15 protein-coding genes are annotated in these 12,419 nt (G+C 70.4%); 10 read left to right on the top strand and 5 right to left on the bottom strand.

Going from position 1 to position 12,419, the window contains the following annotated elements; genetic code table 11:
- Positions 1–1,419 (bottom strand): Wadjet anti-phage system protein JetA family protein, encoded by a 1,419-nt coding sequence (locus ASG52_RS20905; RefSeq protein WP_056247385.1) that lies wholly within the window; start codon positions 1,417–1,419, stop codon positions 1–3.
- A gap of 108 nt (positions 1,420–1,527) precedes the next feature.
- Here ASG52_RS20905 and ASG52_RS20900 point away from each other — a divergent pair, with 108 nt between their 5' ends.
- Complete coding sequence (locus tag ASG52_RS20900; protein WP_056247383.1) at positions 1,528–2,202, top strand: HAD family hydrolase; 675 nt, start codon at positions 1,528–1,530, stop codon at positions 2,200–2,202.
- Between the two features lie 223 nt (positions 2,203–2,425).
- Entirely contained in the window at positions 2,426–2,815 is a 390-nt protein-coding gene (locus ASG52_RS20895; RefSeq protein WP_056247382.1) for a hypothetical protein, read from the top strand.
- Between the two features lie 60 nt (positions 2,816–2,875).
- Here the strand turns inward: ASG52_RS20895 and ASG52_RS20890 are convergent, their stop codons facing one another.
- Positions 2,876–3,772 carry an HpcH/HpaI aldolase/citrate lyase family protein gene (locus ASG52_RS20890; RefSeq protein WP_056247380.1) on the bottom strand — a complete coding sequence of 299 codons (897 nt, stop codon included), beginning with the start codon at positions 3,770–3,772 and terminating at the stop codon, positions 2,876–2,878.
- 167 nt (positions 3,773–3,939) lie between these two features.
- Here ASG52_RS20890 and ASG52_RS20885 point away from each other — a divergent pair, with 167 nt between their 5' ends.
- On the top strand, positions 3,940–4,329 hold the full coding sequence (locus ASG52_RS20885) for a tautomerase family protein (RefSeq protein ID WP_056247379.1): 390 nt from the start codon (positions 3,940–3,942) through the stop codon (positions 4,327–4,329).
- Here ASG52_RS20885 and ASG52_RS20880 read toward each other — a convergent pair.
- Positions 4,313–5,212 carry a LysR substrate-binding domain-containing protein gene (locus ASG52_RS20880; RefSeq protein ID WP_056247376.1) on the bottom strand — a complete coding sequence of 300 codons (900 nt, stop codon included), beginning with the start codon at positions 5,210–5,212 and terminating at the stop codon, positions 4,313–4,315. The genes ASG52_RS20885 and ASG52_RS20880 overlap by 17 nt on opposite strands.
- Positions 5,213–5,583: 371 nt before the next feature.
- Here ASG52_RS20880 and ASG52_RS20875 point away from each other — a divergent pair, with 371 nt between their 5' ends.
- The 4 genes from ASG52_RS20875 to ASG52_RS20860 all read left to right on the top strand — a co-directional run bounded on the left by ASG52_RS20875 (position 5,584) and on the right by ASG52_RS20860 (position 7,902).
- A complete protein-coding gene (locus tag ASG52_RS20875; RefSeq protein ID WP_056247374.1) occupies positions 5,584–6,789 on the top strand; it encodes an MFS transporter in 1,206 nt (401 codons plus the stop codon).
- Positions 6,790–6,908: 119 nt separating this feature from the next.
- Positions 6,909–7,262, top strand: a complete 354-nt coding sequence (locus ASG52_RS20870) for a hypothetical protein (RefSeq protein WP_056247373.1) — start codon at positions 6,909–6,911, stop codon at positions 7,260–7,262.
- Positions 7,263–7,383: 121 nt separating this feature from the next.
- On the top strand, positions 7,384–7,620 hold the full coding sequence (locus tag ASG52_RS20865) for a hypothetical protein (protein ID WP_156384062.1): 237 nt from the start codon (positions 7,384–7,386) through the stop codon (positions 7,618–7,620).
- Positions 7,621–7,902, top strand: a complete 282-nt coding sequence (locus ASG52_RS20860; RefSeq protein WP_056247371.1) for a hypothetical protein — start codon at positions 7,621–7,623, stop codon at positions 7,900–7,902.
- 84 nt (positions 7,903–7,986) lie between these two features.
- Here the strand turns inward: ASG52_RS20860 and ASG52_RS20855 are convergent, their stop codons facing one another.
- Positions 7,987–8,235 carry a DUF3297 family protein gene (locus ASG52_RS20855; RefSeq protein ID WP_056247368.1) on the bottom strand — a complete coding sequence of 83 codons (249 nt, stop codon included), beginning with the start codon at positions 8,233–8,235 and terminating at the stop codon, positions 7,987–7,989.
- A gap of 136 nt (positions 8,236–8,371) precedes the next feature.
- Here ASG52_RS20855 and ASG52_RS20850 point away from each other — a divergent pair, with 136 nt between their 5' ends.
- Both ASG52_RS20850 and ASG52_RS20845 read left to right on the top strand, forming a co-directional pair.
- A complete protein-coding gene (locus ASG52_RS20850; RefSeq protein ID WP_056247366.1) occupies positions 8,372–8,611 on the top strand; it encodes a hypothetical protein in 240 nt (79 codons plus the stop codon).
- Entirely contained in the window at positions 8,608–9,240 is a 633-nt protein-coding gene (locus ASG52_RS20845) for a Shedu anti-phage system protein SduA domain-containing protein (RefSeq protein WP_056247364.1), read from the top strand. The genes ASG52_RS20850 and ASG52_RS20845 overlap by 4 nt, the downstream gene beginning before the upstream one ends.
- 15 nt (positions 9,241–9,255) lie before the next feature.
- Here the strand turns inward: ASG52_RS20845 and ASG52_RS20840 are convergent, their stop codons facing one another.
- The gene (locus ASG52_RS20840) at positions 9,256–9,867 is read right to left on the bottom strand and encodes a CatB-related O-acetyltransferase (protein ID WP_056247362.1); all 612 of its coding nucleotides are present in this window, start codon (positions 9,865–9,867) and stop codon (positions 9,256–9,258) included.
- Positions 9,868–9,942: 75 nt separating this feature from the next.
- On the opposite strand from ASG52_RS20840, the gene ASG52_RS20835 reads away from it, so the two are divergent.
- Entirely contained in the window at positions 9,943–12,276 is a 2,334-nt protein-coding gene (locus tag ASG52_RS20835) for an NADP-dependent malic enzyme (protein ID WP_056247360.1), read from the top strand.
- Positions 12,277–12,419: the final 143 nt, after the last annotated feature.

The following is a 12,419-nucleotide window of genomic DNA, read 5'->3' as shown; positions in this document are numbered from 1 at the left end:
CTATCGGGTCTCGGCGAGGCCGGGCCGGCGGGTCTTCGCCTCGGCGACGCGCTCGATGGAAAAATCCGGACAGTCGATCCAGCCGTTGGAGAGCCGGCCCTCGCCCGGTGCGAGGCGATAGCGGTCGCGCAAGCTGCCGTCGAACAGCACGTCGATCTCGCGCAGGCGCTGGAACACGACGAAGGCGTCGACATCCGAAATGACGATGTCGGAGCCGAGGAGCCGGCGGCCGGGCTTCAGCCGCGCGTCGAGGAAGGCGGTGATGCGCTCCGGCGTCACGGTGGTGCGGCGGCGGAAGGCGTCCTTGGCGACGACGAAGGCCTCGATCGCCGGATCGGTCTCGATCTCCGGCAGCGGCTCGGATTCGATGGCGCGCCGCGGTATCCGAGGGTTGGTGAGCTGCGGCGGGCCGATGGGCGGGCGCAGCAGCGACACCTCCGGGGCCGGCATGGCGGGAAACGTGTCCTCGGGCGCCGTGCCCGCCGCGCGGAGGGCCGCGGCGGCGCGCTCGATCCGGGCGGAATCCCGCGGCTCGCGGTAGCGCAACGTCGCCGCCATGCGCCGCTCCAGCCGGGCGACGACTGAGGCGACCGCATCGAGATGCGGATCGAGCCCCTCGAAGATCGCCAGGATCTCGACGAGGTCGGTGCGCACCATCCGTTCGGCGGCGGCCAAGTCCCCGGCGCGCCCCTCGCGCAGGTTGCCCTCGGCGAGCGCCCTGAGCGTCAGCGGATCGCGCAGGGCCCGGCCCGCCTCGCGGACGATGCCGGAGCGGAAGCGGAACGGGTTGAAGCGCGTGTGCAGGGTCCGGTAGTCGGAGACGAGGTGGCGCTCGACGAATTCCTCGAAGTAGAGCCGCAGCGCCGCGCCGACGTTCTGCTCGCGCAGGATGCGCTCCTCGACCTTGCGCAGGCCGCCGGCGAGCCCGCGCAGATGGGCCAGGAAGGTGCGGGCGGCTTTGGCCGCATTGCGCAGGGCCTCGGAGCGGTCGGCCGGGTTGGCGGTGGCGCTTTCCAGCGCGCCCAGGACTTCCAACACGGCGCCGCCGTAGGAGCGGGTCTCGCCCCGGTCGATCCGGGCCAGCTCCTCGATCAGCAGGCGGGCCTCGGGGTCGAAATCCACCACCGGCACGTAGCGCTCGCGCCGCTCCACCAGCCATCCGGCCTCGACCAGCCGGCGGTAGACGTAGGAGCGGCGCTCGATGGGGTCGGCCGGCGCGGTCTCGTCGTCGGCGATCTCGGCCTGCGACCAGCCCGACGAGAACTCGCCGATGGCCACGATCAGGTCGGCCTTGCGCAGGGGCTCGGCGGCATCGCCGAACACCGTGGCGTGCAGGTGCAGCAGCAGGCCTGCGTTGAACACGCGGCTCGGCGCGGCGAGCGGGCGGAAGAGGTCGTCGGCGAGGTGGGTGAACAGCATGTCGGGCCTGACGGGGAGCCAAAGCCCGGCTGGTCCCGCGGGTCAATGCCGTGCAGGTGCATCGCCTTCGCCTGCCATCCGTTGTCCCGTGAGATTGCGGAGGCCACCATGCGCATCGAGACCGTCTTCCTGTTCGACCTCGACGGCACGCTCGTCGACAGCGTCTACCAGCACGTCCTGGCCTGGAAGGAGGCGCTCGACGACGAGGGTATCCCGCTCTCGGTCTGGCGCATCCACCGCAAGATCGGGATGAGCGGCGGGCTGTTCACCAACCAGCTCCTGCGCGAGACCGGGCTCGACATGGACCCCGCCCGCATCGACCGGCTGCGCCGCCTGCACGCGGAGGCCTATGGCCGGCTCTCGAAGGGCGTGGTGCCGCTGCCCGGTGCCAGGGAACTGCTGGCGACGCTCACCGACAACGGCATCCCCTGGGCCATCGCGACCAGCGGCCGGATGGAGACGGCCGGGCACAACCTCGTGGCGCTCGGCGTCGATCCCGGCAAAGTGCCGGTGGTGACCCGCGACGACGTGAAATACGCCAAGCCCGATCCCGACCTTTTTCTTGCCGCGGCCGAGCGGCTGAACGCGCCGATCGAGCATTCCGTGATCGTCGGCGACTCGATCTGGGACATGCTGGCGGCACGGCGCTGCCGCGGCCTCGGGGTCGGCCTGCTCTCGGGCGGCTACGGCACGGAAGAGTTGGAGCGCTCCGGGGCGGTCCGGGTCTACGACGATCCCGCCATGCTGCTCGACCATCTCGACGAGGTCGGCGGACGGCGCTGAGACGTACCGGTACAGCCAAGATTAATCCGGTGCGCGGGCGCACGTTCCGATGCACCGAACCTCGTTCGGCCAAGCTGACCATTGGCTGAACGTCCGGTTGAACGGTCATTCATGCGGCAGGACGTAGCATCAACTTCATCGACACGGGAGTGAACCGATTCCGCTGCGCCGCCGTTGGGGTGCCAGCGGATCGATGATCCACCCTTATGGAGAAGCCTTCCCCATGAAGAAGCTCGCAATCCTCTCCGCCGCCGCCGTGCTGGGCGTCGGCGCCCTCACCTCGACCGGCGCCGAGGCGCGCTGGCGCGGCGGTGGCGGCGGCGCGATCGCCGCGGGCGTGATCGGCGGCCTCGCCGCGGGCGCCCTCGTCGGCGCCGCAGCCTCGAACAGCTACGGCTACGGCGGTGGCTATTACGGTGGCGGCTATGGCGGCGGTTACGGCTACGCCCCGGCCTACGGCGGCTATAGCTACGCCCGTCCGGCCTACGGCTACCGCTCGGTCGGCTATTACGACGACGGGTACTACGCCCCGCGCCGCGCCTACCGCCGCTCCTACTACGATGGCGGCTACGGCTACGGCGGTGGTTACGGCGGCTACGGCTACGGCTGGTAAGACCGCTCACGCCCCGGCGTGAAGCAGGCCGTGTCCCGCGAGGGGCACGGCCTTTTTCGTTCAGACCTTCACGCCACCGTCGCGGGCCGCGATCGTCTCCGACCACACCACCGAGCGGCGGGCCATGCCGATATGCTGGCGCTCGTACATGCGGCCCTCGACCTTGATCGCCGCGCGCTTGGCGTTCTCCGGCAGGTTGAAGGCCTCGATCACGAGGCGGGCGCGGCGCACCTCCTCCTCGGTCGGGGCGAACGAGGTGTTGGCGGGCTCCAGCTGATTCGGATGGATCAGCGTCTTGCCGTCGAAGCCGAGGTCGCGCGCCTGTCGGCACTCGGTGCGGCAGCCGTCCACGTCGGAGATGTCGTTCCACACGCCGTCGAGGATGGTCAGGCCCTCGGCGCGGGCGGCGGCGAGCGTCAGCATGATCCAGGGCAGCATCGGCACGCGGCCGGGCACCAGTTGCGCCCAGGTGTCCTTGGCCAGATCGTTGGTGCCGAGCACGAAGCAGGTCAGCCGGGTGCGCCGGTCGCGCCGGGCCTTGGCGATCTCGTGGATGTTGAGGATCGCGGCCGGCGTCTCGATCATCGCCCAGACGGCGATGGAATCGGGGGCGTCGAGCGCCTCCAGATGGTCGGCGATGCTCTCCAGCACGGCGGGCGACGACACCTTCGGCATCAGGATCGCGTCGGGCTTCGCCTCGATGGCGGCGCGCAGATCGCCCTCGCCCCAGGGGGTCTGCGGGGCGTTCACGCGGATCACGAGTTCGCGATGGCCGTAGCCGCCGCCCTTCACCGCGGCGCAGACCTGCTCGCGGGCCAGCTCCTTCTCCTCCATCGACACCGCGTCCTCGAGATCGAGGATCAGCGAGTCGGCCGGTAGGGTCTTGGCCTTCTCCAGCGCCCGCGCATTCGAGCCCGGCATGTAGAGCACGCTGCGGCGCAACCGCAAATCCGACATCTGTGGTCTCCTCCGTGTGGGGGGCCGACGCCTTTGCCGCGCCGCACCATTTTGCATGCGGAATACGGGAGAACCGGTTCGGTTGGAAGCGGCCGGGCGCGGTTCTACCTTAGCCCCACGGCCGGCGACCGCCAGAGGCCGTTCATTTCACTCTTCCGGAGTCCCCCATGCCCCTCATGCGCTTCGACCTGCTGGAAGGCCGCAGCGACGCCGAGCTGAAGGCTCTGCTCGACGCGGCGCACGAGGCGATGCTGGAGGCGTTCAACGTGCCCCCCGGCGACCGCTACCAGATCGTCACCGAGCACAAGCCGAGCCGGATGATCGTGGAGGATACCGGCCTCGACATCCCGCGCACCAAGGACGTGGTCGTGGTGCAGATGATCACCCGGCCGCGGGGCCGCGAGAAGAAGGCGCTGTTCTACCGGCTGCTGACCGAAAAGCTCCAGGCCGCCTGCGGGATCGCGCCCGCCGACGTGATGGTCTCGACGGTGGAGAACACCGACGAGGACTGGTCCTTCGGCCACGGCCGGGCCCAGTTCCTCACGGGCGAATTGTGAGCGAGGCTTTGCCCTCCGCCACGAGCCAGTCGATGAAGGCGGAGAGCGCGGGCGACTTGTCGGCGTCGAACGGCGTCAGCACGAAGTAGCCCGGCCGCTCGACCACGATCTCCGGGAACGGGGCGGCGAGCCGGCCCTGCTCCACTGCGCGGTCGAGCACCGGGAACGGCCCGATGCCGAGCCCGGCCCCGTCCTCCACCGCTTGGAGCGTCACGAAGTAGTGGTCGAAGACGCGGGTGGGCACGCCCTCGGGCCGGCCCGCCCCGGCAGCGGCGAGCCACGCGCCCCAATCGCCCGGTCGGGTCTGGGTGCCCAGCAGGACGCGGCCGTCGAGATCGCCGGGATTTTGGAGCGGGCGCCGCGCCAGCAGGCCTGAGCTCGCCACCAGGGTGTCGAACTCGGGCAGGAACGGCACGGCGTGGTGCTGCGGCCAGGGCTCGGGCCCGCGCCGGATCGCGATGTCGAAGCCGCCGCGCAGCTCTTCCTGTAGGGTGGTCGTGGTGGTGACCGTCACCTCGGTGTCGGGCCGCGCACGACGAAAAGCATCGAGCCGCGGGATCAGCCAGCGCATCGCGAAGGTCGTCGGTGCGCTCACCCGCAGCACCCGCGGCGCCACCGGCCGGCCGCAGGCCTCCGCGGCCTCCGTCAGCCGGTCGAAGGCGAGGCTGATCTCGGCGGCGAACACCCGCGCGGCTTGCGTCGCCACCATCCGGCGCCCGACGCGGGCAAAGAGCGGCTGCCCCAGCCACGCCTCGAGCGCAGCGACCTGCCGGCTGACCGCGCCATGCGTCAGGCCGAGTTCGGTCCCGGCCGCCGCGTAGCTCCCGGCCCGCACGGCGACCTCGAACACGCGCAGGGCATTGAGCGGCGGCAGGCGGCGCATGCGTGAGGTTTTAGCACGGTACGCGTGAGAAGGATGGGGCTGATCGCGAAAAGCTCACGGGTTTAGAAGTGGCGGTGAGTTGGGTTGATCTACCTGGATGCCGCGAAGTCCCCCTCTCCCCGCCCGCGGGGAGAGGGTCGCGACGACCTCGTCGTCGGCGCGACGAGGCGGCAGCCGAGGCGTGAGGGGGCTTCGACGGAGGTAGCGCATCCCGAGACTTCCCCTCACCGCCGCTGCGGCTTCGCCTGCGCTTCCCGCAGACACGACAAGGTGCCTGCGGGCCTCTCCCCCGTGCGGGGAGAGGGGGGAGCCGCGGCATCCAGACGGATCAATCCACGTCCGTTCGAGCCAATCGCCGAGAGAAACCCGCCGTGAGCCAAGCCCTGCCGCTCTCTGAGGCCCCCCGCGACGACCGCGCCGCCACCCAGCGGCGCAGCCTCGGCGGGGCCTGCCTCGCGCATGCGCTGCACGACGGCTACACCGATCTGCTCTACGTGCTGCTGCCGGTCTGGCAGGCGGAGTTCGGACTGTCCTATGCCGGCGTGGCGGCGCTCCGCAGCCTCTATTACGGCACCATGGGCGGGCTGCAGATCCCCGCCGACCGGCTGGCCGGGCGCCTCTCGATCCGCGCGGCGCTCGCTCTCTCGACGCTGGTCGCGGCGCTGGGCTTCGTCGCGATGGGCCTGAGCGGCGGGCTGTTCGGGCTCTGCGCCGGCCTCGTTCTCGCCGGGATCGGGTCGAGCATCCAGCATCCGCGCGCCTCGCTGCTGGTCTCGGACGCCTACGGGCGCGCCGCGCGGGGGCCGCTCGGCATCTACAACTTCGCGGGCGATCTCGGGAAGGCGACGTTTCCGGTCGCGGTCGCCCTCATGCTCGGGGTGCTGGCATGGCGGCCGGTCGCCGGGCTGATGGCGCTCGCCGGGCTCGCTGCAGCGGTCGCCCTCGTCGCGGTGCTGCCGCACCGGCCGCTGCCCCCGGCGCCAATGCGAGCCGCGGGAAGCGGCGAAGGAAAATCCCAAAAAAACTTTGCGCTGCTGATGGGCGTCGGCGCCCTCGACACCGCGACCCGGATGGGCACGCTGCTGTTCCTGCCCTTCCTGCTGGAGGCCAAGGGCGGCACCGGCGCCACCACCGGCCTCGCCCTGGCGCTGGTCTTCGCGGGCGGCGCCTTCGGCAAGGCGGTGTGCGGCTGGCTCGGCGAGCGGGTCGGGGTGGTGCGCTGCGTGATCGTCACCGAGATCGTCACCGCGGGGCTCGTCGCCGCCCTGCTGCCGCTGCCGCTGATGCCGACGCTGGGGCTGCTGCCGCTGCTCGGGATCGCGCTGAACGGCACCTCGTCGGTGCTGTACGGGACCGTGCCGGACCTCGCGCCGCGGGGCGACACCGGCCGAGCCTTCGCCCTGTTCTACACCGCGGTGATCGGCTCCGGCGGGCTCGCCCCCATCGCCTACGGGGCCTTCGCCGACCATGCGGGCGAGACCGCGGGCCTGCTCGCGGCCGCCGCGACCGCGCTCGCCACGGTGCCACTGGCGCTGGCCCTGCGCCGACCACACAAGGCGGCGGAAGCGCGAGTATAAGCTAAGAACAAGCGCGACTATTCGGGCTTCCTGAAGTTGCCGCGCGAGACGAGGGGGTCACCCTTTCGTCAAGATCGGCCGTCAGAGGCGTCCCCGTACTGACCGAAGGGACGAATCTGATGCGAATGACCTGTCTCGGCCTCGCCATGATCGCCGGCCTGTCGCTCTCCGCGCCCGCGCGGGCCGAGAGCCGCACCGCGGTGGGCGTCGGCGCGGGCGCCGTCGCGGGGGCGCTGGTGGCCGGGCCGATCGGTGCCGTGGTGGGCGCGGTGGCCGGCGGCGTCATCGGCTCGAACAGCGAGACGCGTCCGCGCCGGGCCCGTCGGGCCCGCGCCGGCCTGCGCCAGCGTCAGGCCCGCGTGCAGGCTCCGGCCCCGCGCCGCTCGGCGATGGCCGAGCCGCCCGCCGCGGGCGAGCCCGTCCGCACCGGCAGCACCGCCCCGGCGGCGTCGGGCTGGCGCGATCCGCGCTGAAGCGGGGCGCGGGGGCCCGCCAAAAGTGTCACCCTCGCGCCACAGCCAGGGAAATGCGCGAGCGAGACCGGCCGCTTGCCATTTTCATGACGCGTTGCGGCGCGCAAATTCGCTCCATGCCATGTCCGTCAGCGAGGAAGCGATGGTCGATCCCGACGAGCCGGACAGATTTCCCTCCCCGATGGACAAGGCCGACCTCTCGGTCGGCCGGGTGACCAAGGGGGTCGCCTACGCCATCGGCAAGCGCCTCTCGGTCGAGCGCGACAGCGCCCTGCCCGACCGCCTCGCCCGCCTCGTGGACCACCTTCATGCCGGCCCCCTCGGCCGCTCCGCCCTCAAGCCTCGTCGAGTCGCCTGAATGTCCAAGATCGAACGCGCCCTCACCGACGCCAACGTCGTCGCCTTCCCGTCCGCCGCCGCCGAGGCGGTCGCCGACGAGAACGTCGCCTCGATCATCGAGGTGCTTCAGGACCAGCTCAAGCTCGCCCGCGAGGGCAAGCTGCGCTCGGTCGCGGTGGTCTCGGTTTCCCAGGACGGGGGCGCCATCGGCACGCAATGGTCCTGCGCCCACGGCGACGTGGCGAGCCTCATCGGCAAGCTCACCGTCCTGTCCCACGACATGATGGCCGCCCGTAACTGATTTTTTGGGGTTCTTATCCGAGCCCGACGAAAAAGGCCGGCGCCTCGGGGCACCGGCCTTTTTCGTGTCTCGTGCGGGTGCTGCTCAGGCCTCCGGCGTCTCGCGAAAATACGGCTCGACCGGGCCCTTCAGCTTCACCGTCATCGGATTGCCGGACCGATCGAGGGTCTTGCCGGCGGAGAGCCGCACCCAGCCCTCGCTGACGCAGTATTCCTCGACATTGGTCTTATCGACGCCCTTGAAGCGGACGCCGACGCCGCGCGCGAGCAGCGCCTCGTCGTAGAACGGGCTGTTCGGGTTGACCGAGAGGCGGTCGGGAAGCTGGTCGGACATCGGCGGCGGCTTCGTCTGTGAAGGGATGCGGGCCGGTTACGGCAATCGCGGCGGCGTCGCAACGGCGCGCCGTCCCTCGGATCTGGCGTTCCGGCGGCCGACGTCGCATATTCGTCCGGATACCGAAGGCCGATCCATGCCGACCGCCTACACCGTCGCCGACTCCGCCAAGCTGCAGGTCCATCATCTGCCGCTCGCCGAGAAGCGTGCGCTCCAGGCCTTGTTCGACGCGCCGAGCGCCGTCGAGCACAGCCGGCCGCTCGAAGGCGGGGAGTTCGTCGCTCGGATGGGCGCGCGCCGCGTGCTCTGGCGGCCGGACGCGGAGGGCCGTCCCGTCGTCCTGAGCGTGCTCGATCACAGCTACGCCCGCGCTTGAGCCTGTTTCAGCCGCTGGCCTGGAGCCTCGCTCGGGCCGAGACGGAACTCGACGGCTTCCGAGGCTGGCTCGCGGGCCAGAACTTCGTCGCAGAGACGCCGATCGTCGCGCAGATCACGGCGCGTCCGCACCTGTGCGGTCTGCTGGCAGCGATCGCTGGCTTCAGCGCACCCGACCTGATCCGGTTCGAACTCTCGCTCAAGGGCCTGTTCCGTACTGACCTCGTCCTCGGGAACGATGCGGCCCGTCAGTTCGCTCTCGTCGAGTTCGAGCCGGCGGAGGCGACGAGCCTCTTCTCCGGTCGATCGACCCAGCAATACCGCCCCTGGTCGCGCCATCTGGAGCACGGCTTCGGCCAAGTCGTCGATTGGGCCTGGATCAGGAGCGACCATCCGCATGACATCGCGCTGACGAACGCGTTCGGCGGCCCCGTGCAGATCAGCGCGTTCCTCGTCATCTGCGGGCGCGACGCCGGAATGCGAGATGAGATGGAGCGGCGGCGCTTCAGCCATCGCGGCGGCAGCGTGCGGATCGACGGCGTGTCGGCCCGCATCCTTACCTATGACGGGATGGTCCGGGAAATGGAGCGCAACCTCGCCGTCGCGAAGAGTTTCGCGACGCTTCCCTGATCCTCGCGGAGCCGGTCAGGTGTCGCGCCGCCGCTCCGCCCGCACCGCCGCGATCAGTTCCGCCACCCGCCCGCTTTGCAGCAGCGGCACCCACCGGGTCACCGTCGCGTGCGGAAAATCCCACCACGCCGTGTCGATCAAGGCGGCGACCGTCGCCTCGTCGAAGCGCCGCCGCACGACTTTTGCCGGGTTGCCCGCCACCACCGCGAAGGGCGGCACGTCGCGGGTGACGACGGCGTGCGCGGCCACCACCGCGCCGTGGCCGACCGTGACGCCCGACAGGATCAGGCAGCCCGAGCCGAGCCAGACGTCGTGTCCGATCACGACGTCGCCGCGCGACGAATGGTAATCCTCGGGTGCGTCGGTGCCCGGCCACAATCCCGACATCGCCGCGAACGGATAGGTCGAGACCCAGTCGAGCCGGTGGTCGCCGCCGAGCAGGATTTCGACCTTGTCGGCGATGGAACAATAGCGGCCGATCGTCAGTCGCCGGCCGGATTCGGGGAAGCGCACCTTCGGACGGCCGTAAGAGTAAGCGCCGATTGAGAAATTCCAGCGCCGGGCCAGGCTCTCGAGGTGCAGCCGGGTCTCGTTGTGCGGGTTGCGCCCCCGCCTCAGCCGTTGCAACAGATGCCTCAACGATGCGCCCTCCGCGGAAGCGAACGAGCGAGCGGCGCGGCACGAGCGGGAGAGGACGGCGTCATGGCCGACAACATGTCCGAGGATCTGAAGTCCGGGGCGCTCGTCTACCACCGCCTGCCCAAGCCCGGAAAGCTGGAGATCCAGGCGACCAAGCCGCTCGGCAACCAGCGCGACCTCGCGCTTGCCTACTCGCCGGGCGTGGCCGCCGCCTGCATGGCGATCCACGAGGATTCGCAGGAGGCCGCGACCCTCACGATCCGCCAGAACCTCGTCGCCGTGCTCACCAACGGCACCGCGGTGCTGGGCTTAGGCGATATCGGCCCCCTCGCCTCGAAGCCCGTGATGGAGGGCAAGGCGGTCCTGTTCAAGAAGTTCGCCGGCATCGACGTGTTCGACATCGAGGTGAACGAGAAGGACGTCGACAAGCTCGTCGATGTGGTCTGCTCGCTGGAGCCGACCTTCGGCGGCATCAACCTCGAGGACATCAAGGCGCCGGAGTGCTTCGAGGTCGAGGAGCGCTGCCGCGAGCGGATGAACATCCCGGTCTTCCACGACGACCAGCACGGCACCGCGATCATCGTCGCGGCGGCCGTCCTCAACGCGCTGGAACTCGCCGGCAAGCAGTTGTCCGACGCCAAGATCGTCACCTCGGGCGCGGGCGCGGCGGCGCTGGCCTGCCTCAACCTGCTGGTCTCGCTCGGGGCGACGCGGGAAAACATCACGGTCACCGACATCAAGGGCGTGGTCTACAAGGGCCGCGCCGAGCTGATGGACCGCTGGAAGGACATCTACGCCCAGGAGACCGAGGCGCGCACGCTCGCCGAGGTGATCGGCGGCGCCGACGTGTTCATCGGCCTCTCGGCCGGCGGCGTGCTCAAGCCCGAATATCTGGAAAAGATGGCGGACAAGCCGCTCATCATGGCGCTCGCCAACCCCTATCCCGAGATCATGCCCGATCTCGCGCAGGAGAAGCGCCCCGACGCGATGATCTGCACCGGGCGCTCGGACTTCCCGAACCAGGTCAACAACGTCCTCTGCTTCCCCTACATCTTTCGCGGTGCGCTCGATGTCGGCGCGCACGCCATCAACGAGGAGATGAAGAAGGCCGCCGTGAAGGCCATCGCGGCGCTCGCCCGCGAGACGCCCTCCGATGTCGTTGCCCGCGCCTATGGCGGCGAGGCCCGGCCGTTCGGTCCGCACTCGCTGATCCCGAGCCCGTTCGATCCGCGCCTAATCCTGCGCATCGCCCCGGCCGTGGCCCAGGCGGCGATGGATTCGGGCGTGGCCGGGCGCCCCGTGGAGAACATCCAGGCCTATACGGATTCGCTCGACCGGTTCGTCCACCGCTCCGGCTTCATCATGAAGCCGATCTTCTCCAAGGCGAAGGAGAACCCCAAACGCGTCGTCTACGCCGAGGGCGAGGACGAGCGGGTGCTGCGCGCCGCCCAGGCGCTCGTGGAGGACCAGGTCGCCCGGCCGATCCTGATCGGCCGCCCGCGGGTGATCGAGACCCGCATCAAGCGCTTCGGCCTTGCGATCCGCGCGGGCGACGACTTCGATCTGATCGACCCCGAGGACGATCCGCGCTACCGCGCCTACGTCTCGACCTATCTCGAGGTGGCGGGCCGGCGCGGCATCACCCCCGATCTCGCCCGCACGCTGGTGCGCACCAACAACACGGTGATCGGCGCGCTGGCCGTTCGCCGCGGCGAGGCCGACGCACTGATCTGCGGCCTGGAAGGGCGCTTCGAGACGCGCCTGCGGGTGATCCGCGACATCATCGGCCTGAGCCCGGACGTGCTCGATTTCGCCGCCATGAGCCTAATCGTGACGAAGAAGGGCGCCTTCTTCCTCGCCGACACCCATGTGCGTCCCGATCCGAGCGCGGAGGAGATCGCCGACGTGGCCCTGGCTTGCGCCAACCACGTCTCGCGCTTCGGCCTGACGCCGAAGATCGCGCTGCTCAGCCACTCGGATTTCGGCCAGTCGGATTCGGCGAGCGCCCGCAAGATGCGCGGCGCCCTCGAACGCATCCGCTCGCGCGCGCCGCAGCTTCACGTCGATGGCGAGATGCAGGCGGATTCGGCCCTGTCCGAGTTGATCCGCGACCGGGTGCTGCCGGGATCGAGCTTCAAGGGCGCGGCCAACATCCTTGTCTTCCCGAACCTGGATGCGGCCAACATCGCCTTCCAGTTCGCCAAGGTGCTGGCCGACGCGCTCCCCGTCGGCCCGCTGCTGATCGGTCCGGCCAAGCCCGCCCACATCCTGACCCCGTCGGTGACGGCCCGCGGCATCGTCAACGTCACCGCCGCCGCGGTGGTGGAGGCCCAGGCCGGCGCGGTGGACGAAGTCGCCATCGTGGCCGAGCCGGGTGCGGCGCCGATCTCGGAGTGAGCTGAGCGGGCGCCATGGCGCCCGCCCCTTCCTCCGACCTACACCCTCATCCTGAGGTGCCCGCGCAAGCGGGCCTCGAAGGAGGGCTCCAGTGGATCGCCGAGCGAGTTGGAGCCCTCCTTCGAGGCTTCGCTGAGCTCCGC

This window comes from Methylobacterium sp. Leaf456 (genome assembly GCF_001425465.1).
Taxonomy (GTDB): domain Bacteria; phylum Pseudomonadota; class Alphaproteobacteria; order Rhizobiales; family Beijerinckiaceae; genus Methylobacterium.
This window is presented reverse-complemented; position numbering and strand designations above follow the sequence as displayed.